This window comes from Bradyrhizobium sp. 956_D2_N1_4, from assembly GCF_052076025.1.
GTDB lineage: Bacteria > Pseudomonadota > Alphaproteobacteria > Rhizobiales > Xanthobacteraceae > Bradyrhizobium > Bradyrhizobium barranii.
The window spans coordinates 5,037,883-5,057,286 of sequence record NZ_CP197237.1 but is presented as its reverse complement, the minus strand read 5'-3'; the positions used below and the strand labels follow the sequence as shown (position 1 = coordinate 5,057,286).

Annotated in this window: 23 protein-coding genes; 16 read left to right on the top strand and 7 right to left on the bottom strand. The window is 63.0% G+C overall.

Annotation, left to right across the window (positions count from 1 at the left end; all coding sequences use genetic code 11):
* Positions 1-7 precede the first annotated feature (7 nt).
* Entirely contained in the window at positions 8-571 is a 564-nt protein-coding gene (locus AB7535_RS24035; protein WP_439037014.1) for a DinB family protein, read from the bottom strand.
* Between the two features lie 124 nt (positions 572-695).
* Here AB7535_RS24035 and AB7535_RS24030 point away from each other — a divergent pair, with 124 nt between their 5' ends.
* From AB7535_RS24030 to AB7535_RS24005, 6 genes are all read left to right on the top strand, one after another.
* Positions 696-863: a hypothetical protein gene (locus tag AB7535_RS24030; protein WP_166343176.1), complete on the top strand. Its 168-nt coding sequence runs from the start codon at positions 696-698 to the stop codon at positions 861-863.
* A 61-nt stretch (positions 864-924) separates the two neighbouring features.
* Complete coding sequence (locus AB7535_RS24025) at positions 925-1,332, top strand: hypothetical protein (RefSeq protein ID WP_085405692.1); 408 nt, start codon at positions 925-927, stop codon at positions 1,330-1,332.
* Between the two features lie 89 nt (positions 1,333-1,421).
* Entirely contained in the window at positions 1,422-1,694 is a 273-nt protein-coding gene (locus tag AB7535_RS24020; RefSeq protein ID WP_439037013.1) for a hypothetical protein, read from the top strand.
* 114 nt (positions 1,695-1,808) lie between these two features.
* On the top strand, positions 1,809-3,272 hold the full coding sequence (locus tag AB7535_RS24015) for a GH1 family beta-glucosidase (protein ID WP_439037012.1): 1,464 nt from the start codon (positions 1,809-1,811) through the stop codon (positions 3,270-3,272).
* Positions 3,273-3,551: 279 nt separating this feature from the next.
* Positions 3,552-4,784 (top strand): acetyl-CoA C-acetyltransferase, encoded by a 1,233-nt coding sequence (locus AB7535_RS24010; RefSeq protein WP_439037011.1) that lies wholly within the window; start codon positions 3,552-3,554, stop codon positions 4,782-4,784.
* A 281-nt stretch (positions 4,785-5,065) separates the two neighbouring features.
* On the top strand, positions 5,066-5,368 hold the full coding sequence (locus tag AB7535_RS24005) for an HU family DNA-binding protein (protein WP_014493658.1): 303 nt from the start codon (positions 5,066-5,068) through the stop codon (positions 5,366-5,368).
* 72 nt (positions 5,369-5,440) lie between these two features.
* Here AB7535_RS24005 and AB7535_RS24000 read toward each other — a convergent pair whose 3' ends face one another.
* The 4 genes from AB7535_RS24000 to AB7535_RS23985 all read right to left on the bottom strand — a co-directional run bounded on the left by AB7535_RS24000 (position 5,441) and on the right by AB7535_RS23985 (position 9,144).
* Positions 5,441-5,596, bottom strand: coding sequence for a hypothetical protein (locus AB7535_RS24000; RefSeq protein ID WP_166343169.1), 156 nt, complete (start codon positions 5,594-5,596; stop codon positions 5,441-5,443).
* 5 nt (positions 5,597-5,601) lie between these two features.
* Complete coding sequence (lon, locus tag AB7535_RS23995) at positions 5,602-7,995, bottom strand: endopeptidase La (protein WP_439037010.1); 2,394 nt, start codon at positions 7,993-7,995, stop codon at positions 5,602-5,604.
* A gap of 8 nt (positions 7,996-8,003) precedes the next feature.
* Positions 8,004-8,387, bottom strand: a complete 384-nt coding sequence (locus AB7535_RS23990; protein WP_014493661.1) for an Hsp20/alpha crystallin family protein — start codon at positions 8,385-8,387, stop codon at positions 8,004-8,006.
* A gap of 187 nt (positions 8,388-8,574) precedes the next feature.
* Positions 8,575-9,144, bottom strand: coding sequence for a YciE/YciF ferroxidase family protein (locus AB7535_RS23985; protein WP_014493662.1), 570 nt, complete (start codon positions 9,142-9,144; stop codon positions 8,575-8,577).
* Between the two features lie 145 nt (positions 9,145-9,289).
* On the opposite strand from AB7535_RS23985, the gene AB7535_RS23980 reads away from it, so the two are divergent.
* The 3 genes from AB7535_RS23980 to AB7535_RS23970 all read left to right on the top strand — a co-directional run bounded on the left by AB7535_RS23980 (position 9,290) and on the right by AB7535_RS23970 (position 12,541).
* Complete coding sequence (locus AB7535_RS23980; protein WP_071911716.1) at positions 9,290-9,916, top strand: MarC family protein; 627 nt, start codon at positions 9,290-9,292, stop codon at positions 9,914-9,916.
* A gap of 170 nt (positions 9,917-10,086) precedes the next feature.
* Complete coding sequence (locus AB7535_RS23975) at positions 10,087-10,740, top strand: L-fuculose-phosphate aldolase (protein WP_439037009.1); 654 nt, start codon at positions 10,087-10,089, stop codon at positions 10,738-10,740.
* A gap of 13 nt (positions 10,741-10,753) precedes the next feature.
* Positions 10,754-12,541, top strand: coding sequence for a chloride channel protein (locus AB7535_RS23970; protein WP_135215162.1), 1,788 nt, complete (start codon positions 10,754-10,756; stop codon positions 12,539-12,541).
* 66 nt (positions 12,542-12,607) lie between these two features.
* Here AB7535_RS23970 and AB7535_RS23965 read toward each other — a convergent pair whose 3' ends face one another.
* Positions 12,608-12,865, bottom strand: coding sequence for a DUF2798 domain-containing protein (locus AB7535_RS23965; protein WP_014493668.1), 258 nt, complete (start codon positions 12,863-12,865; stop codon positions 12,608-12,610).
* A 289-nt stretch (positions 12,866-13,154) separates the two neighbouring features.
* Here AB7535_RS23965 and AB7535_RS23960 point away from each other — a divergent pair, with 289 nt between their 5' ends.
* From AB7535_RS23960 to AB7535_RS23950, 3 genes are all read left to right on the top strand, one after another.
* Positions 13,155-13,550 (top strand): hypothetical protein, encoded by a 396-nt coding sequence (locus AB7535_RS23960; RefSeq protein ID WP_135215161.1) that lies wholly within the window; start codon positions 13,155-13,157, stop codon positions 13,548-13,550.
* A 258-nt stretch (positions 13,551-13,808) separates the two neighbouring features.
* Positions 13,809-15,734 (top strand): AI-2E family transporter, encoded by a 1,926-nt coding sequence (locus AB7535_RS23955; protein ID WP_085405704.1) that lies wholly within the window; start codon positions 13,809-13,811, stop codon positions 15,732-15,734.
* 437 nt (positions 15,735-16,171) lie between these two features.
* Positions 16,172-16,672: a hypothetical protein gene (locus tag AB7535_RS23950; protein ID WP_071911727.1), complete on the top strand. Its 501-nt coding sequence runs from the start codon at positions 16,172-16,174 to the stop codon at positions 16,670-16,672.
* Between the two features lie 532 nt (positions 16,673-17,204).
* On the opposite strand, the gene AB7535_RS23945 is transcribed toward AB7535_RS23950, so the two are convergent.
* Positions 17,205-17,420 carry a hypothetical protein gene (locus tag AB7535_RS23945; RefSeq protein ID WP_085405705.1) on the bottom strand — a complete coding sequence of 72 codons (216 nt, stop codon included), beginning with the start codon at positions 17,418-17,420 and terminating at the stop codon, positions 17,205-17,207.
* Between AB7535_RS23945 and AB7535_RS23940 the strand changes: the two genes are divergently transcribed.
* From AB7535_RS23940 to puuE, 4 genes are all read left to right on the top strand, one after another.
* The gene (locus AB7535_RS23940; protein ID WP_135215160.1) at positions 17,401-17,646 is read left to right on the top strand and encodes a hypothetical protein; all 246 of its coding nucleotides are present in this window, start codon (positions 17,401-17,403) and stop codon (positions 17,644-17,646) included. The two genes, AB7535_RS23945 and AB7535_RS23940, sit on opposite strands and share 20 nt — an antisense overlap.
* Positions 17,647-17,673: 27 nt before the next feature.
* Complete coding sequence (locus AB7535_RS23935) at positions 17,674-17,961, top strand: hypothetical protein (RefSeq protein ID WP_085405707.1); 288 nt, start codon at positions 17,674-17,676, stop codon at positions 17,959-17,961.
* An 89-nt stretch (positions 17,962-18,050) separates the two neighbouring features.
* Positions 18,051-18,464 (top strand): DUF3830 family protein, encoded by a 414-nt coding sequence (locus AB7535_RS23930; protein ID WP_014493672.1) that lies wholly within the window; start codon positions 18,051-18,053, stop codon positions 18,462-18,464.
* Positions 18,465-19,400: an allantoinase PuuE gene (gene puuE, locus AB7535_RS23925; RefSeq protein WP_085405709.1), complete on the top strand. Its 936-nt coding sequence runs from the start codon at positions 18,465-18,467 to the stop codon at positions 19,398-19,400. It begins immediately after the preceding gene.
* Positions 19,401-19,404 lie beyond the last annotated feature (4 nt).

Sequence of the window (19,404 nt, the reverse complement as noted above, 5' to 3'; positions counted from 1 at the left end):
GGCTCGCTCAGTTGGGCGGCCCCCAAACCGTTTCCTCCGTCCAGCCCAGATCGGCAAACTCGGATGCCCTCAACGGCGCTTCGGCAGCTGAAAAGAACTCGTCGAGCTGCGGCGGCTTGATGCGCGTTCCCGACAACATTGCATGCGCCTGCCCACGGTGGTGAATTTGATGCTGAATGAGATGCATCAGCAGCCGGTCGCGTCGCTCTATCTGGACACCAGGATCTCGATTGATCCGAACGTCTTCGTTCAACGAGGCGGGTGTCAGGGCATCGCAGACGCCGATGAAGCGCCGGTCCATCGATGCTTGAGCTTCCGAGAGCCCTGCAAGAGCTGGAAATGGGATGGGATCCTCCCAGGCCTTCGGCCCAAGCCATCCGCCCTCGAGTGCATCGACGTAAAAGAGGTCAACGACATAAATATGGTTCAACGTCCGCTGTAGGCTCGGGAAGAAGCCCGTCCGCTCGACCTCAAATTCGCCTTGGCTCAGCTCGGCGCACGCGCGGAGCAACCGGTGGTTCGCCCAGGCATTATTGTAGGCGAAGGCGCGATAGCTTTGAACGATCGACATTGCAAACCCTGCGACTTGCTCGGCGCCGCGTTCCTTTACCGATCAGAAACCATAGCAAATGATCTGAAAATTGTAACGAAACGACTTGGCTGTTTCCGGGTAGGTTTGATGGAGGGCCCGTCCGATGACAGAGCACCAGTTGCGAGAGCGGGAATTCCAGATCGCGCGTTACAGGCTTCTGGAGCGCGAAGTCACCGATCCGCTTGCCGCGTGCCTGCTTCACAGCATCATCGAGGAACTGGAAGCCGAGTTGCGAAGGGACAGACCGGATTCGCACGGGCCGCGCGATTAACCGTTTCTTAGCGCTAATCATGCGGATTATTCGCGAGGGAATGTCAAGGGAGACTGCTCCCATGCTGAAGGACGGCACCTACGCGGCGTGGTACAAGACGCCACTCGACCAGGGTACCGGGATCGTCCATGTCGCAGACGGACAAATCTGGGGCTGCGACAGCCTGATGACCTATCACGGCTCCTGCAAGGTCGATGGAGATCGCTTCACCGCCACCGTGTCGACGAAGCGTCATACCGACGGACGTGCAACGGTCTTCGGCATCGACGACGAGCTCACGCTGGACATCGAGGGAAACTGCCCCGGCAAGGTCGCGACTTACACGGCGAAGGCAGCGCAGATGCCGGGAATGATCCTCCAGGGTACGCTCATTCTCACGGAACAGCAGCCGCCCGCGCGTGAGCGAACCGAGCAGGTAGCCGCGTTCAATCCCGACAAGCTTCCGAAATTGCCCAAGCGCTCGCGCTGATCGAGCGAGCCGGGTCGCTCGGCGTGCCCGGTTCAATGCAGCATCATGTCGGACAAGACTTCGCGTCGCCTGCTTGCCAGGCTGGCGGGATGTCCGCAGCCGGACTCGCAATCACTCGGGACCGCGTTTGTGAACGGATTTATGCGTCCTTGCCATCGATGGTGGCGCGCCGGATCGTTCTATCGATGGTTTCGGACGATCGCTCCTGCATTCGCAGCGCGAAGCTGAAGATCATACCGCCCAACGGCAAGGACCGCGACTTCGTGGTGGATGGTCTGGGCTCGCGAGCTGTGATCAATTCGCTGCTGGCGTGCTTCGATGCGGCTCAGGGCCTGAAAGGTAAAAAGAAGGGCAGGGGGTAAATCCGGGGCGTTCTTCTGCATTTTTGCATCAGCAAGTCCCGGAACTCCCGCTTCTCAAGCAGCTTCCGACACGCCATTGTGCGGCCGCAACAATCGTCTCAAGGGGCAGTATCAATGTCGGACAAGGTCTCGCGTCGCCAGTTTACCAAGCTGGCGGGATTGTCCGCAGCCGGAATCGCAAATCCGCTGGAGGCCGCCGAGACCAAGCCGGCACCGGCGCCGCGGGGCGTGGACGGCTTTCCCGCGGGTTTTGTCTGGGGCACGGCGACCTCGTCCTATCAGGTCGAGGGGGCGGTCGACGTCGACGGGCGGGGGGCTTCGATCTGGGACAAGTTCGTGCGCATCCCCGGCAAGATCGAGGACGGCACCACCGGCGATCGCGCCGTTGAGCATTATCGCCGCTACAAGGAAGACATCGCGCTCATCAAGGAGCTCGGCTGCAAGGCCTACCGCTTCTCGGTGGCATGGCCGCGGGTGTTTCCGGACGGCGACGGCAAGCCGAATCCGAAGGGGCTCGACTTCTACAATCGTCTCGTCGACGAGCTCCTCAGGAACGGCATCGAGCCGTGGCTGACGCTTTATCACTGGGACCTGCCGCAATCGCTCCAGGATCGCTTCGGCGGCTGGCGCTCGACCGAGACCTGCAAGATCTTTGGCGACTATGCGGGCTATGTCGCCGAGCGCCTGACCGATCGCGTCAAGAACGTGTTCACGCTGAACGAGAGCGGACGTTTCGTCCAGTTTGGCTATGGCCTCGGCATCGACGCGCCCGGCGTGACGCTGCCGCAAGCGGAGGTCAACCAGGTCAGGCATAACAGCGCGCTCGCGCATGGGCTCGCGGTGCAGGCGGTGCGGGCGCACGGCCGCCGCGGAACCAGGGTCGGGCCGGCCGAGAATATCGACGTCTGCGTTCCCGCAATCGATACGCCCGAGCATGTCCGTGCAGCCGAGATCGCGCTACGCGAGATGAATGCCGGCTATCTCAACGTCATCATGACGGGCCGGTATACCGACGCCTTCCTGAAATACGCCGGCGCCGATGCGCCGAAATACACCGACGCCGAGCTGAAGATCATCTCCTCGCCGGTCGACTTCCTCGGTCTCAACATCTACGCGCCGCAGAACTACGTGGTGCCCTCCGACCAGGGCGCGGGCTTCATGCCGCTGCCGATCCCGAAATCGTTCCCGCACATGAACTCGAACTGGCTCCGCGTCGCGCCGGAGACGATCTACTGGGTGCCGAAGCTGGCCGCAAAGATCTGGAAGACGGATGCGATCTACATCAGCGAGAACGGCACCTCCGGCGACGACGTGGTGACGCCCGACGGCAAGATCTACGACACCGACCGCATCATGTACCTGCGCAACTATCTCGCCCAGCTCCAGCGCGCGACCGCCGAGGGCGTGCCGGTGCGCGGCTACTTCCTCTGGAGCCTGCTGGACAATTTTGAATGGGTGTTCGGGCTCAACAAGCGTTTCGGGCTCTATCACGTCAATTTCGACACGCAGGTGCGCACGCCAAAGCTCAGCGCGACCTTCTACCGCAACGTGATCGCGAAGAACGCGGCGGGGGCGTAGCTTTCTCTCGCTCTCCCGGATTTTCCGCCGCGCGTAAAATCCGACCTCTTCCCGCAGGCGGGGCGAGGTGACGCAAGATCGCGCGGCCACGGCCGTTTAGCCTGACAGGCCAATCGCTTCACCGGTATCACCGCGCCCCATGCGGAACCCGCGCTTCTACTGTGCATGGGGTTGTTTTTCAGTTTTTTTGCAAGGAGGCCGCGCGGCACCGCACGTTGACTCCACTCTTCCCCTTATTCAGAAACGACATCAACACCCATAAACAATAGGACAACGCCAATGGCTGACGCGCTGATCATCGATGCCTGCCGGACCCCGCGGGGCGTCGGCAAGGCCGGCAAGGGAGCACTCTCGGGCATTCATCCGCAGCAACTCGGCGCGACCGTGCTGCGCGCGCTCGCCGATCGCACCGGCATCGACACCGCCGATGTCGACGACATCGTATGGGGCTGTAGCGCGCAGGTCGCGACCCAGAGTGGCGACCTCGGCCGCATGTCGGCGCTCGATGCCGGCTACGACGTGCGCGCCAGCGCGGTGACGCTCGACCGCTTCTGCGGAAGCGGCATTACCAGCGCCGCCATGGCGGCGGCCTCGATCATGTCGGGCACCGAAGACCTCGTCATCGCCGGCGGCTGCGAGATGATGTCGATGGAAGGACGCCGCGGCGGCGGTCCGATGATGATGGACTCCGGCAATCTGCGCCTGCGTGCGCGGCATCCGCAGTCGCATCAGGGCGTTTGCGCCGACGCGATCGCGACGCTGGAAGGCATCACGCGAAGCGACGTCGACGCGCTCGGTCTCGAAAGCCAGAAGCGCGCAGCGCAGGCGATTGCCGGCGGTCACTTCAAGAAGAGCCTCGTGCCCGTTCATCGCGAGGACGGCAGCCTCGCGCTCGACCATGAAGAGTATCCGCGGCCGCAGACCACGATGGAAGGGCTGAGCGCATTGAAGCCCGCATTCCCCGCGATCGCCGACTATGCACTCGACGACAAGGGCACGACCTATCGCGGCCTGATCCTGCAGAAATATCCGGACCTGAACATCGACTTCATGCATCACGCCGGCAATTCGTCCGGCGTCGTCGACGGTGCCGCCGCGATCCTGCTCGCATCGCCCGCTTATGCCAGCGCGCACGGCCTGAAGCCGCGCGCTCGCGTCGTCGCGATGGCCAACATGGGGGACTCGCCGACCCTGATGCTGAACGCGCCGGTGCCGGCCACGCGCAAGGTGCTGGCGAAGGCGGGGCTCTCCATCGACGACATCGACCTGTTCGAGATCAACGAGGCCTTTGCGGTGGTGGCGGAAAAGTACATCCGTGACCTCAAGCTCGACCGCGCCAAGGTCAACGTCAATGGCGGCTCGATCGCACTCGGCCATCCCATCGGCGCCACCGGCTCGATCCTGATCGGCACCGTGCTCGACGAGCTCGAACGGCGCGACCTGAAGCGCGGTCTCGTCACCATGTGCGCCGCCGGCGGCATGGCTCCTGCGGTCATCATCGAGCGCGTCTAGCCTTATTTTTCAGGGTGAATCGCGACCGGCCTTTCACAAAGAGGCCGGTCGTCGCTTGTCGAAAGCAGCGAATCAGCTTTAGCAAGGCGGCGTGCGGGCCTTTGAAACAAGGCAAAAACCGCTGCCGGAGGCTCCTTCCGCTCTGGAAGCCGCTGAAAAGCAGGGTTTTTTGCCTCAGAGGGCCAAAAAAGCCCGTAAAATCGCGACAAAACTGTGCAGAAGGCTCTGGGCCTTCAACGGTTGGTCTAATATGCAACCGGCAACGAATCAGAGGAGACACGATGCCAACCCAAATGTCCAAATCGCAGCTGATCGAAAAGATTGCGACCGCCACCGAGCTTTCCAAGCGCGACGTCAAGAGCGTCATGGAGACGCTGACCGACGTCGGTCACAAGGAGCTCAAGAAGAACGGCCTGTTCCTGGTGCCGGGCTTCGCCAAGTTCGTGGTCATCAAGAAGCCCGCGACCAAGGCGCGCAAGGGTACCAACCCGTTCACGGGTGAAGAGATGATGTTCAAGGCCAAGCCGGCCCGGAAGATCGTCCGCGCCCGCCCGGTCAAGGCCGCCAAGGACGCGGTGGGCTAACAACGCAAAGGCCCCCTCGGCTAGGAGGGGGCCTTTTGTTTGGGGCTGCCGCGAGGGCTTGAGACGGAGGGCTCAACCCTTGCGGCGCTTCACCCGGACCGGAACGGGCTGAAGCCGCGGCCCGGGTGCCGCCAGCGCATCGCGAACCCGGTCGATCGCACGATCGAGCAGCTGACGCAGCCGCTGCGTCCTCCGCGATTGCCTCGCTTTTTCCAGCAGTTTCTTCATCGTCTTCACTCCGCCGCTTCGACCTTGGCATCAGCCGGCTCGAGCGCTGCGGCGATGGCCTCGTCGACGCGCTCCAGCCAGATGAATTCGAGGTTGTCCCGCGCGCTCTTCGGGATGTCGTCGTAGTCCCGCTTGTTGCGCGCCGGCAGCATCACCCGCTTCAATCCGGCGGCGGCCGCAGCCACCACCTTCTCCTTGATGCCGCCGACCGGCAGCACCAGACCGCGCAGCGAGATCTCGCCGGTCATCGCGGTGTCGCTGCGCACCGTGCGATTGGTGAGCAGCGACGTCAACGCCGTAAACATCGCAACGCCCGCGCTCGGTCCGTCCTTCGGGGTTGCGCCCGCCGGCACGTGAACGTGGATGTCGCTCTTCTCGAACACCGACGGATCGATGCCGAGCTGCGAGGCCTTGCTCTTCACCAGCGTCATCGCAGCCTGCACGCTCTCGCGCATGACGTCGCCGAGCTGGCCGGTCAGGATCATGCCGCCCCGGCCGGGCACGCGCGAGGCCTCGATGAACAGGATGTCACCGCCGACCGGCGTCCAGGCAAGCCCGGTGGCGACGCCCGGAATGCTGGTGCGCTGCGCGATCTCGCCCTCGAAGCGCGGCTGGCCGAGCACGGTGGCGATGTCCTTCGGGCTCACCACGACCTTGGCAGCCGTGCCCTCGGCGATTTGCACCGCGGCATGGCGGAACACCTTGCCGATCTCGCGCTCGAGGTTGCGCACGCCGGCTTCGCGGGTGTAGCCCTTGACGACCAGCTTCAGCGCCTCCGGCTCGATCTCGGCCTGCTCGGCCGTCAGACCGTTGGCCTCGAGCTGACGCCGCACCAGGTAGCGGCGCGCGATCTCCAGCTTCTCCTCCTCGGTGTAGCCGGCGAGGCTGATCAGCTCCATACGATCCAGCAGCGGACCCGGAATCTGGTCCAGCATGTTGGCGGTCGCGATGAACACCACGCGCGACAGGTCGAACGGCACGGCCAGATAGTTGTCCCGGAACGTCCCGTTCTGCTCGGGGTCGAGCACCTCCAGCATGGCGGCGGAGGGATCGCCCTGCACGCCACGGCCCATCTTGTCGATCTCGTCCAGCATCATGACGCAGTTCCGCGTGCCAGCCTTCTTGATGCCCTGGATGATGTTGCCGGGCAGCGCGCCGATATAGGTGCGCCGGTGGCCGCGGATCTCGGCCTCGTCATGCACGCCGCCGAGGCTGACGCGCACGAACGGGCGATCCATCGCGCGTGCGATGGACTGGCCGAGCGAGGTCTTGCCGACGCCGGGCGGGCCGACGAAGCACAGGATCGGCGCCTTGCCATGCGGAGCGAGCTTGCGCACCGCCAGATATTCGATGATCCGGCCCTTGATCTTCTCCAGGCCGAAATGATCGGCATCCAGGATGCGACGCGCTTCCGTGATGTCGATCGGCTTCTCCGCGGGCAGCGCCCAGGGCAGCTCGATCAGCCAGTCCAGATAGGTGCGGACCATGCCGGACTCACCGGCAGCCTCGGGCATGCGCTCGTAGCGGCGCAGCTCCTTCTTGGCGTGCGCTTCCGCTTCCGGCGGCATGTTGGCCTTGGCGATGGCAGCCGTCAGCTCGGCGACCTCGGCCGCCTTGCCGTCGCCTTCGCCGAGCTGGCGCTGGATGGTCGCCATCTGCTCGCGCAGGATCGCCTCGCGCTGCCGCTCGTCGAAGGAGGCCTTGGTCTTCTGGCCGATCTCGTTGGAGATGCGCAGCACCTCCAGCCGCTCGGCCAGGTGCTTCGACACCTTCTCGACGCGCAAGGCGAGGTCGATGGTCTCCAGCACCTCCTGCTTGTCCTGCGGCTTGATGTCCATGAACGAGGTCGCCAGATCGGCCAGCGCGCCGGGCGCGGTGGTGCTCTGGAACATCGCGACCAGCTCGGGCGGCGCCTGCGGCAGCAGCTCGACCGCCTCGATGGCCTGGCGCTGCAGGTTCAGCGCGCGCGCCTCGATCTCGGGCGAGCTCGTGGTCGGCTCGGGGATCTGCTGGAAACGCGCGGCCAGGAACGGTGTTCCCGGCAGGAAGTCGAGGATGCGGGCGCGCTGCACGCCCTGGCAGACGATGTGATGCGTGCCGTCGGGCGCGGTGATGTAGCGCACGATGTTGGCAATGGTCGCGACCCGGTAGAGATCATCAGGCCCGGGCTCCTCGATCTCGGGGCTGCGCTGCAGGACGATGCCGACCGGCCGCTGCTCGCGCAGCGCCTGCTGCGCGGCGGCAATGGACTTCGCCCGGCCGATCGCGATCGGCGCGATGGCGCCGGGAAACAGCACCATCTCGCGCACCGGGATGACGATCAGCGCGTCTTCGGGGATTTTCACGTCGGGATTATTTTGGGAATTGGTTTGTGCGGTATTCATCTGTTCGGTGGCCATGATCGACCTCAGGATTTGGCGAGGCGCAGCGCGACGCAGCCGTCCATCACGAAGCGGCTGATGGCGTAGCGGCCAACGGGAAGCGCGATGCGCCGCTCGAAGCGGCCCTGCGGCAGCTCGAGCCGGTGGATGCGGGCGTTGCGAAGCTCCGGCGGCAGCGTGCGCTGGCCGGAGATGACGAGCACGCCGTCGAGGATCACCGTCTCGACATTATCGGGATTGACGCCGGGAAGCGCGACCAGGATCAAAAGCTCATGCTCGGTTTCGAGCACGTCGATCGGCGGCTCCCAGCAGGCTTCCTGGCGGCCGAACTGCTGCCGCAGCCGTTCGGCGCGGGTCAGCGAGTCCAGGGCTTCGGACAGCATCCAGTCGAGGGGATTTTTGGGTTGCATGGCAAAACTCGGGGAAGGCGCTGCGGTTGGAAAACGAGCATATGGGGACGGTTCCCCAAAATTCCAGCATTGCGCGTTTGGAGCATGCCTGGCCTCTCCAACCGGAAGAGGCCCTTGCAGTCGCACGCTTCGACGCCGCGGGGATATTCCGCGGCATCGAAGGCAACCGTTGGGCGCGTCGCGCCGATCAGGCCGCGGCGCGGTACTCCTCTTCCGCTTCGAGGTTGATGACCGAGGTCGCGAGCTCGGTCAGCGTGTGATCGGTCGCCTCTTCCTCGTCCAGCGTCTCCTGGAGCAGCCTTGCCGCGTCCGGCATGCCGAGCTCCTCGGCCCAGGTGCGCAGCGTGCCGTAGCGGGAGATCTCGTAGTGCTCGACGGCCTGAGCGGCTGCGAGCAGGCCGGCGTCGAGGGCAGGGGCGTTCTTGAAATCCTTCATGATCTCGGCGCCCTCGTCGGTGATGCCATTGATCGCTTCGCAGGGCTTGCCGCGGGCCGGCTTGCCCAGCATCTTGAAGATCTGATCGAGCCGTTTGACCTGGCCCTGTGTCTCGCGCAGATGCTTGTTGAAGGCGGCGGCAAGGTCCTTGGAATGCGCCGCCTTGGCCATCTTGGGTAGCGTCTTGATGATCTTGTTCTCGGCGAAATAGATGTCCTTCAGCGTCTCCAGGAACAGGTCGCTCAACATCTTCGGTGCCTGACGCGGACGGCGCGCCGCGGTCTTTTTCGCGTTCGCCCGTTTCTTTGCTCGTTTAGCCATAAATCCTCCTCTTGAGGCGACACGGGAAGGGCGATGCCCTCCTCAATCCTCGCGCGACCAAGACTCTGCGAGGGCAAATGTTCCTCGCGAAGGCCTCCTCCAGCGGTTATGGATTGCGGCTGCACCTCGCGTGAGACCCACCCGCATGCTCGACTTCGCCCTGTCCGCCTTCGTGACGCTGCTGCTGGTGGTCGATCCCGTCGGCCTTGCACCGGCCTTCCTGGCCGCGACCGGAGGCATGCCCGACAAGGTCAAGCGCACGATCGCGCTGCGCGCGCCGCTGATCGCGGCCTCGATCCTGGTGGTGATCTCGCTGGCCGGAAACTGGCTGCTGCGCCAACTCGGGATCGGCATCCCCGCCTTCCAGATCGCCGGCGGACTGCTGCTGTTCGGTGTCTCCTACCAGATGATCTTCGGCGACCGTCCGCATCGCGAGGCGCGCGAGGCCGACAAGGCGACCTCGGAGCATGCCTCCGACGTCGCGGTGTTTCCGCTGGCCATCCCGATGATGGCCGGTCCCGGCGCGATCGCGACCACGCTGCTGCTGACGGGCAATGCCGGCTATGGGGCCAAGCTCGCGATCATCATCGCGGTCGTCGTCTCCGTCTGCCTGCTCTGCATGCTGTGCTTCGTCTCCGCGAGCCTGATCGCGCGCACCCTCGGGCGCACCGGAAATGCCGTGCTCTCACGCGTGCTTGGCATGCTGCTCGCGGCCTATTCGGTGCAGTTCGTGATCAACGGAATTGCGGCCGTCCGGGCGAGCTTTTCGTAAACCTGCGACAATCTGCTAATATACTGATTTTACAACTGGTTTCTTGATGTAACGGTACAGCCGGCAAGGCAGCGGCCAATCCCGGCCGCTTTCTCTTGCGCTGCCACATTGCTTTGACGTACTCCCGGTCTAACAAACGCCCATCGCCAAAAAGTCGAGATGAAATCGGGATGTCGATGACAGCGGACGAACTCGCAAAGCGACAGGCCATAATCGACGCGTGCCGCCGCATGAACGCGCTCGGCATCAACCAGGGCACCTCGGGCAATATCAGCGTCCGGCATGTGGACGGGCTTCTGGTCACGCCGACCAGCGTGCCCTATGACGCCATGACGCCCGACCAGATCGTGTTCATGGCGATGGACGGTTCGCATGCCCCCGGTCAGAAGCCCTCCAGTGAGTGGCGCTTCCACCGCGACATCCTGAAATCGCGGCCCGACGTCAACGCCGTCGTCCACGCTCATCCCACCTATTGCACCATCCTGGCGATCATGGGCATGGAGATTCCGCCCGTGCACTACATGATCGCGGCCGCCGGCGGTGACAGTATCCGTTGCGCACCCTATGCCACCTTCGGAACGGCGGAGCTGTCCGAGCATGCGCTGCGGGCGCTGGAGAGCCGGCTCGCCTGTCTGCTCGACCATCACGGCATGATCACGGTCGGCAAGACGCTGGACAAGGCGATGTGGCTCGCCGTCGAGGTCGAGACGCTGGCGCGGCAGTATCACGGCTGCCTCCAGATCGGAAAACCGCCACTGCTGTCGAGTGCCGAGATCGAACGTGTCAGCCAGCGCATGGCCGGCTACGGCATGTCGGAAGGTTAGGGCGGGCAAAAAGGTGTTCGCGCGGATCAGACACATCGCCGATCGCAAGGGATCGAACCGCGTCATGGTTCGCCTGCGCGCGCTCTTGCGCAGCAACGAGTTCTACCTGATCCCGCTGGCGCTCGTGATCGGCACGCTTACCGGTGCCATCGTGACGCTGATGGCCGAGATAGCGCAGATTGCCCATATGGTGATCTACGGCATTCCCGTCGATGTTCGCCTATCCGCCCACGCCCGGGTCAGCCCCTGGGCGGCCCTGATCGCGCCCGCGCTCGGCGGACTGGCGCTCGGTATCATGGAGTGGTGGCGGCGGCGGCTGAAGATCTCCAACGCGGTCGACCCGATCGAGGCGAACGCGCTGCGCGGCGGCAATCTGTCGATGCGCGACAGCATGGTGGTGTCGAGCCAGACGCTGATCTCGAACGGCTGCGGCGCCTCGGTCGGCCTCGAGGCCGGCTACACCCAGATCGGCTCGGGGATCGCTTCACTGCTCGGCAAGTTCTTCAATCTGCGCCGCAACGATTTGCGCCTGATCGTCGGTTGCGGCGCCGCCGCTGCGATCGCAGCGGCGTTTGGCGCGCCGATCACCGGCGCGTTCTATGCCTGCGAGCTGATCGTCGGCGTCTATTCGGTCGGCAGCGCCGCGCCGATCCTGGCGGCCTCGCTTGCTGGCGCGCTGACCGCGCAATGGCTCGGCGGCGCGCCGTACTCTATCGAGATACCGAAGGTCAGCGCGGTCGGCGTCGAGCAATATCTGGCATTGATCGGGCTTGCGCTCATTACCAGCGGCGTCGGCATCGCCGTGATGCGGTCGTCTTCGATGTTCGAGCGCCTGTTTGTCTGGCTGCCGGTCTGGCTGCGCCCGGTGATCGGCGGCCTTATCGTCGGCAGCTTTGCCATCGTCACGCCGCAGGTGCTCGCGGCCGGCCACGGCGCCATGGTGCTGGATCTGTTTCACGACATGACGATCGGCCTGATCGCGATCATCATCGCCTTGAAGGTGACGGCCTGCCTGATCTCGCTCGCCTCGGGTTTCCGCGGCGGTCTGTTCTTTGCCTCGTTGTTCGTCGGCAGCCTGATCGGAAAGTTCTTCGCTGCGGTTCTTTTGCTCATCAGCCCGGAATTCGTGATCGACCCGCTGGTCGCGATGCTGACGGGTATGGCGACGCTCGGCGTCGCCATCGTTGGCGGCCCCTTGACCATGTCGTTCCTCGTGCTGGAAATGACTCGCAATGTCGACGTCACCGCCGTGGTGCTGGCCGGCTGCATCGTCACCTCGATCTGCGTCCGCTTCATGTTCGGCCATTCCTTCTCGACCTGGCGCCTGCATCTGCGCGGCGAGACCATCCGCAGCGCCAACGACGTCGGCTGGCTGCGCAACCTCACGGTCGAGCGGCTGATGCGCTCCGACGTCGGCAAGGTGCCATCGACCACGACGATCGCCGCCGTGCGCGGTGAATTCGCGCTGGGCTCGCGGCCCGGCATCGTCATCGTCAACAATGCCGACGAATATGTCGGCCTCGTCCTGCTGCCCGACCTGTTCTCCAGCGATCTCGACAGCATCGCCGACGACATCCAGGTGATCGAGCTCGCCCGCCTGACCGAGATCGTGCTGATCCCGGAAATGAACGTGAAGTCGGCGATGGCCGTGTTCGACGAGGCGGAAGCCGAGATGCTGGCGGTGGTCGATTCCACCGACAGCCGCAAGGTGGTCGGCTTCCTCACCGAGACGTTTGCCCGCCGCCGCTATGTCGAGGAGATCGACAAGGCAACGCGCGGCGTGCTCGGGGCGCTGTCGTAGGATCACTCCCGCAGGCGCAATCATGGAAGCGGGACGGCGTGCTTCGTGTGCCGCCGTCCGCGCCGGCTATCGGCCTGGTTGAGATGGGGAAGCGACGACGCACGCCACGATCCGTCGGACCAGTGGCAGCACCATCAGCAGCGTGGGAAAGGCGACGAGCCATGACAGCGCCCAGGCGCCCGGCCAGGTCGCGAGGAACGCCGGCGTCGCGCCGAGGCTCCGGAGCGTCGAAATGACCGACACCACGGCCGTCATGAGGATGGACAGCACAAATGGCATCACGATCGGCGCATAGCGCGCCGGCAGTTTGCGAACCGCAATCATCTGATTTCTCTTGAGGAAAAGGACGCGTCAGTCACGTTGAACCTGCGAAAATGCATCGATCCCGACGGCGTCGGTTGATGCGTTGGTTCACGTGAAACGCTTACGGCGACCGAAAAACGGCGCGGCTGTTCATTATCCGCTCAGGTTGAGTGGTTCAAGCTGCATCTGGTCGTTCGGTTTACAATCGTTCGAAGCGTGGCAGATTGCCGCGATCACGAAACTTTTCAATGGTTTGCACGTTGTGGATCGTTTCATATTTTGACTTTGAGCGAGAGCAAAGGACGGTGAGATGAGCGATAGGCCCGTAAATTCCAGGTTTGGCCGCAACACCGCATTGGCTGCGTTTGCGAGTCTGGCTCTGGCGACAGCTTCCGTCTCGCCCTCGTCTGCGGCAGCGGCCGGTTCGCCGACCGTCAGCGCGAACTCTGCGACGTCTAGCAGATCCGTTGCGACCGATTTCAGCGCCGCCCGCCGCCACCGCTACTATCGCCGGGGTCCAAATGCGGCAGGGCTTGCCTTCATGGGCGTGGCGGCAGGTCTGATCGGAGGTGCGATCGCAGAGAGCCGGCGCCAGGAGTACTACGAGAATCGCTATTATGACGGCCCGGGTCCTTACTATGGTGGTCAGGGATATTATGGCGGCGGTCCCTATTACGGTCCGCGTGGCTACTATCAGCCTTATTAGGCGCCTGTTCTCGCCGTAGCCCGGATTGCACGGAGCGTGTCATCGTGCGGCGGCTTCGCGCCGACCCGTTGGCTCCGTCCGGGCTACGCGTCTCTGTGTTGCCCGACGGCAAAATACCCGAGAGGGCGTCAACCCGCGCGCTATGAGACGAGCTAGCGACATTGAACGGCATGCTCGGGCTGTCGGAACAAGTTCGTTCGGTGTAGGATGGTGTCGCGAAGGAGAATTCACCCACGTATGGGATGAATGAGCCGCGCCATGGAAGAGAAATCTCCTCAAATGAGATTGGCACAGCCGCGGGGGACTGTGCTGACGAATATGGCCGTCGCAGCGTTGATAATTGCTGCGCTCTATTTCGGTCGTGAAATTTTTGTTCCCTTCGCGTTAGCAGTTCTCCTGAGTTTCGTTATGGCGCCCTTCGTGATGCGCTTACGTTCCTGGCGAATTCCGCGCACGATTTCTGTGCTGGTGGTCGTCTTCATCGGATTCTCGATCATATTTAGTCTAGGCGGTCTTATGGTTTCGCAGGCGACCCGGCTCGCCACCAAGCTGCCAGGCTATCAACAAACATTGAGTGACAAGATCGAAAGCCTGCGCGGCTTAATGGGCGGCGGCTCTGGAACATTGGAGCAGGCGTCGACAGTTCTGAAAGAATTGAAGACAGAGTTGCAGAATCGAGATGGGGCCGGTCGACCTACTGACGGCGAACTCACCAGACAGCCCTCAGACAAGCCGATACCCATACCCGTTGAGGTAAGGCAACCCGATCCTGGTGCTCTGTCGACGTTTGGCGCAATCATCCAGCCACTGATTTCACCTTTAACGACGACAGGGATCGTCGTGATCTTTGTTGTCTTTGTCCTGCTGCAACGGGAAGATCTGAGGAATCGGCTTGTCCGACTGGCCGGATCCGCGGATATTCAACGCACGACTGCGGCCCTGGACGACGCCGGTAAGCGTCTGAGCAAGCTCTTTCTTACCCAGATCGCGTTCAATGGCGTGTTCGGTCTTGCAATAGGCTTAGGTCTTGAATTCATCGGTGTCCCCTCGGCTCCGCTATGGGGTCTGATCGCGATGATTATGCGATTTGTACCGTATATCGGTGCATTGATATCTGCGGTATTCCCTCTCATTCTCGCGGCGGCGGTGGGCACGGGCTGGCAGATGCTGATACTTACGGCGGCATTGTTCGTCGTGCTTGAGTTGCTCGCAGGACAGGTCCTCGAACCCTTGATTTTTGGGCATAGCTCGGGTCTTTCCCCGATTGCAATTATCCTGTCAGCGTCATTCTGGACGTGGCTTTGGGGGCCGGTCGGACTGGTGTTGGCCACGCCCTTAACAATTTGTCTCGTCGTCCTTGGGCGGCATGTCGATCGCCTCAAATTTCTTGACGTTATGCTTGGCGACCGACCACCGCTGACGCCGCCGCAACTGGCTTATCAACGAATGCTGGCGGGAGATCCCATTGAAGCGGTGGAACAGGCACATGAATACCTGAATGACTCGTCGCTTGAGAATTATTATGACGACATCCTCTTGAAAGGCCTGAGACTCGCGGAGGCCGACCGTCAATTGGGTCACCTCGATCAGGACCGATTAAATCGGGTAGTCTCAACGGTGGAAGAATTGGTCGCTGAGCTGGGGGCACACCATGACGTGGAAGCAACAGGACCCAGTTCCCCGGATCTAAGCTCAAGCCCCGGAGCTGCCATTACATTCGAGCGAGCAGGCTCCGAGCATGCTTTGATTCCGGAGCCGCCGACCTCGTCTATTTCGGTCGTTTGCATCCCTGGTGCCGGGCGACTCGATGAGGCGACGGCGCTTGTGCTGGCGCAGCTTCTGCGGTACCGCGGGATTCAGGCAATTGCGGAAAAGGCTGATGCTTCATCAATGTCGAAATTGCTTTCGCTCGAATTGGCGAACACCGCGCTTGTATGTGTCTGCTATCTGAGTCAGCCGTCCACCGCCAAGATTCAGCACGTCGTTCGAGGGCTCAGTAAAAGGATTGGCGCAACCCGTATCCTGTTCGCTTTGCTGGGAACGGGAGCCGCAGAAACGGTGGGAAACGCTTCCAACGCGTTGGTAGCAAGCGGGTCGTTCGGTGCAGCCTTGGAAGCAGTCGTTCACGTGACCTCCGCGCAACCTGATGCGTCGGATCAGGCGAAGGCAGCTGCTCCGGCGTAAAAACGAATCTTTTGCTCCTCTGGATTGCCGGGCGTCGCTGAGCGACCATCCGCATCGGTCACCGGGTCCTGCGGAGAGCAAAAGGATGGGCGGGGACCGCGCGACGGTGACACTTGCGAATATTTGCCATCGCGCACCGCACATTTGGCCGGACCCAAAAGCTTCAGCAGGGACAATAGCGATCATTGCGACACGCGCGTGGAATGTCCACTCACGCCTCACAAGCAAAACATTCAGTTTGCACGGCCGCCATGACCCTTTGACCTAGGTCAATACTCTCAACGTGGGTTTACCTTGGAAGTAGCAACTATCGGAGCGACTGCACTCTTCGCCTGTATCTTGTGCGTAACGCCGATATCGCTCTTATGTCGCGCAAGCGAAACGTGTCGTGGTCTGTGGCAAGCAGCCTGAGCTAATCACGCAAGGAGGAGCTGTACATGGGTATCCTTGACGAGTTAATGGGCGGTGGGCAACGCCAGAAAGAGTATCGGGATTTCGTTGATCGATACGAACAAGGAAATCCGTCGGAGGGTTATTCCGATCAAGAGGTTCTCAAACGGTATGGTGATGTGTCACACGCCGTGCCGTCTGACCAGTACGCGCAGGCAGCGATAGAAGCGTTGGGCAAGCTTTCGCCGGAAGAACGGGCGGCGTTCGTGAAGATGCTGCAGGAGCGAGCCGCCGCGCGCGGCGTGGCGCTACCGGGACAAGTGGCCCCCGAACCGAAGGAACTGGGCGAGGTGCTCACCGATCTGCATGGGAGGCCCGGTCAGCTCCGGGATATCCTCGCCAGTGGCGATGCCCAGCCTCACGAGCAAGCCCAACCGTCGAACCCGATCATCGACATACTTGCGTCCCCGCAGGCAAAGGCCGTGCTCGCGGGGATCGCGGCCATGGTGGTCAAGCGTGTCATGCAGGGTTCATCCCGAACCGCGTAGCGCATGCGAGGCCCGCAGCCAAAGTCCGGTTGGGGTCATTCGGTTGACCTACCGGCAAGTCCGGGCAAGGTTCGCTATGCCGCCAAAAAAGCGGTAGCGAGTTATCCTGTCGCGACGCAACAGGAATGAACACGATGACCGAGAGCGACGGCCCGCCCATCGCCAAAGGGTCTGCGATTGTCAGCGCGTCGGCCATTGGTGCGTCTGCAGCACTCGCTGTCATCGCCCGGCTTGACCGGGCGATCTAGCATTCCAGAGAGGGCTGTGATTGAGCCGAGAGGCCGCGGCGTACTGGATTCCCCGCCTGCGCGGGGAATGACAATGGCACTTGGAGGACGCCGCCGCTGCCTCATACTCCGTCTCGTGCCCCGGACGCAGCGCAGCGCTCTTGCGGTGTGCTGCAGAGCCGCAGCCCATGTCTCCGCATTCTACCGTGTCGCTTTCTCGGTCCCGGCTCTGCGCAGCAACGCTTGCGCGTTGCAGCGCGTCCGGGACACGAGAGACGTCGCAGCAACCGCGTTCTACGCCCGTATCACCGTCCCGCCGGTGCCGACAGCGCGCCGTTGGCGTAGCGCTGCCAGTCGGGTGTGGTCGGCTGCGACGGCCAGAACGCGTTGGAGTCGCGGACCGACTGGGTGATCGGGGCGGGGTGTGCCTTGCTTCTGTGGTGGCGGTCGCTCGCGGCGGCGGTCTGGATGGTGGCGGCGGCAATCAGGGTGGCGCCGAGAATGGCAAAGGTCTTTCGCATGGTTGTTTCTCCCGTGACGGCGATTCAGGCTGCGAGAAAAATGTCGCCTGTGTTCGCGGTCGTGGCTGACATGGCGATGTGTCCTGCCGAATATCAGCCGGGCCGGTTTCACGATCCGAAGCGCGGCCATCACGTTGGGGCGAGCAAATTTTCTAGCGCCGGCCAAATATTCGGCAATCGCGCCCGCAGCGCCGGTGGACTTGCCCCCGGCAATCCGGTTCAATGAGGCGAATTGAGTTCTCAGGCGACAACGATGTCGAAATATCTGCTGGTCCTTGTCCTGATCGCCTCGCCGGCGGCCGCGCAGGTTAAGCTCACGCCAAAGACCTCGGCAGCGCATCCAGACCCGTGCGCCCCGATCGGGCGGACCGCGGACGGCAAGCTGGTCTACTCCATGAAATGCGAGAACCTGCCGGCGCCGCCTCCACCTCCGCCACAGGCGGAACTGAAGGAGGCGCCCCCTTCGGCCGCGCCTGCCGCCGAGCCCGAGCCGGAGGTGCGGCGGAGTGGTATTTTCGGCTGGTCCTACGACCGCAGATGACGGGCCGCGCCACTTGCGCGAAGCCCGATGGAATGCTCTTTGCTTGAAAATTCCCCGTGGGCCTTTGGCCCCCGATCCAGAGAGATGAGATGAGCAAACTCGTTATCCGCGCCGGCGACTTCACCTTCGATGCCCGCTTCGAGGAGCAACTGGCGCCCAAGACCGTCGCTGCGTTCCGCAAGGCGCTGCCGTTCGAAAGCCACATCATCCATGTGCGCTGGAGCGGCGAGGGCGTGTGGATGCCGCTCGGCGATCTCGATTTCGGCGTCGGCTACGAGAACCACACCAGCTATCCCGCGCCGGGTCAGATCATCCTCTATCCCGGCGGCATCAGCGAGACCGAGATCCTGCTCGCCTATGGCGGCGTGCACTTCGCCAGCAAAATGGGCCAGCTCGCCGGCAACCATTTCATCACGCTGACCTCGGGCCTCGAGAATCTCGCGACCCTCGGCAAGAGCGTGCTGTGGAAGGGCGCCCTGCCGATCCGCTTCGAGGAAGTCTGAGTGACGGATACTCGCTACCCGCGCGATCTCCGCGGTTACGGCCGCAACCCGCCGCATCCGCAATGGCCCGACAATGCGCGGGTCGCGGTGCAGTTCGTCGTCAATTTCGAGGAGGGCGGCGAGAACAACATCTTGCACGGCGATCGCACCTCGGAAGCGTTTTTGTCCGACGTCCTCGGCGCGCAGCCCTGGCCGGGCAAGCGTCACGCCAATATCGAGTCGATGTTCGAATATGGCTCGCGCGCCGGCTTCTGGCGGCTGTGGCGGGTGTTCAACGAGCGGAAGTGGCCGACCACCGTGTTCGGCGTTGCCACCGCGCTGAAGCGGAATCCCGAGATTGTCGCGGCGATGAAGGAGTCAGGCTGGGACATCGCAAGCCACAGCCTGAAATGGATCGAGCACAAGGACATGACCGAGGCGCAGGAGCGTGCCGAGATCGCCGAGTCCATTCGCGTCCACACCGAGGCGACGGGCTCGCGGCCGCTCGGCTGGTACACCGGGCGCTCCTCGATCAACACCAACCGCCTCCTGATGGAGGAGGGCGGCTTCCTCTATCTCTGCGACTCCTATGCCGACGATCTGCCCTACTGGGTCAAGGGCGCGAACGGCAAGCAGCTCATCATTCCCTATACGCTTGACGCCAACGACATGCGCTTCATCAACCCGCAGGGGTTTGCCGAAGGCGAGCAGTTCTTCACCTATCTGAAGGACGCCTTCGACGTGCTCTATGCCGAGGGCGAGACCGCGCCGAAGATGATGTCGGTGGGGCTGCACTGCCGCCTTGCCGGCCGGCCCGGCCGTGCCGCGGGACTGATCCGCTTCCTCGACTATATCGGCAAGCACGATCGCGTCTGGGTGCCGACGCGGCTCCAGATCGCGCAGCACTGGCACGACAAGCATGCCCATCTTGCCGCCGACGCATTCGAGATCGGGTGAGGAC

Coding starts and splice junctions, on each gene's coding strand:
- AB7535_RS23980 (WP_071911716.1), top strand. CDS start 9,290: ATGCTCGACTTCGCCCTGTCCGCCTTCGTGACGCTGCTGCTGGTGGTC.
- AB7535_RS24020 (WP_439037013.1), top strand. CDS start 1,422: ATGTCCGCAGCCGGACTCGCAATCACTCGGGACCGCGTTTGTGAACGG.
- AB7535_RS23940 (WP_135215160.1), top strand. CDS start 17,401: ATGGCAAAGGTCTTTCGCATGGTTGTTTCTCCCGTGACGGCGATTCAG.
- AB7535_RS23955 (WP_085405704.1), top strand. CDS start 13,809: ATGGAAGAGAAATCTCCTCAAATGAGATTGGCACAGCCGCGGGGGACT.
- AB7535_RS23950 (WP_071911727.1), top strand. CDS start 16,172: ATGGGTATCCTTGACGAGTTAATGGGCGGTGGGCAACGCCAGAAAGAG.
- AB7535_RS24035 (WP_439037014.1), bottom strand. CDS start 571: ATGTCGATCGTTCAAAGCTATCGCGCCTTCGCCTACAATAATGCCTGG.
- AB7535_RS24010 (WP_439037011.1), top strand. CDS start 3,552: ATGGCTGACGCGCTGATCATCGATGCCTGCCGGACCCCGCGGGGCGTC.
- AB7535_RS23935 (WP_085405707.1), top strand. CDS start 17,674: ATGTCGAAATATCTGCTGGTCCTTGTCCTGATCGCCTCGCCGGCGGCC.
- AB7535_RS24025 (WP_085405692.1), top strand. CDS start 925: ATGCTGAAGGACGGCACCTACGCGGCGTGGTACAAGACGCCACTCGAC.
- lon (WP_439037010.1), bottom strand. CDS start 7,995: ATGGCCACCGAACAGATGAATACCGCACAAACCAATTCCCAAAATAAT.
- AB7535_RS23960 (WP_135215161.1), top strand. CDS start 13,155: ATGAGCGATAGGCCCGTAAATTCCAGGTTTGGCCGCAACACCGCATTG.
- AB7535_RS23945 (WP_085405705.1), bottom strand. CDS start 17,420: ATGCGAAAGACCTTTGCCATTCTCGGCGCCACCCTGATTGCCGCCGCC.
- AB7535_RS24030 (WP_166343176.1), top strand. CDS start 696: ATGACAGAGCACCAGTTGCGAGAGCGGGAATTCCAGATCGCGCGTTAC.
- AB7535_RS24005 (WP_014493658.1), top strand. CDS start 5,066: ATGCCAACCCAAATGTCCAAATCGCAGCTGATCGAAAAGATTGCGACC.
- AB7535_RS24000 (WP_166343169.1), bottom strand. CDS start 5,596: ATGAAGAAACTGCTGGAAAAAGCGAGGCAATCGCGGAGGACGCAGCGG.
- AB7535_RS24015 (WP_439037012.1), top strand. CDS start 1,809: ATGTCGGACAAGGTCTCGCGTCGCCAGTTTACCAAGCTGGCGGGATTG.
- AB7535_RS23990 (WP_014493661.1), bottom strand. CDS start 8,387: ATGCAACCCAAAAATCCCCTCGACTGGATGCTGTCCGAAGCCCTGGAC.
- AB7535_RS23930 (WP_014493672.1), top strand. CDS start 18,051: ATGAGCAAACTCGTTATCCGCGCCGGCGACTTCACCTTCGATGCCCGC.
- AB7535_RS23985 (WP_014493662.1), bottom strand. CDS start 9,144: ATGGCTAAACGAGCAAAGAAACGGGCGAACGCGAAAAAGACCGCGGCG.
- AB7535_RS23975 (WP_439037009.1), top strand. CDS start 10,087: ATGTCGATGACAGCGGACGAACTCGCAAAGCGACAGGCCATAATCGAC.
- AB7535_RS23965 (WP_014493668.1), bottom strand. CDS start 12,865: ATGATTGCGGTTCGCAAACTGCCGGCGCGCTATGCGCCGATCGTGATG.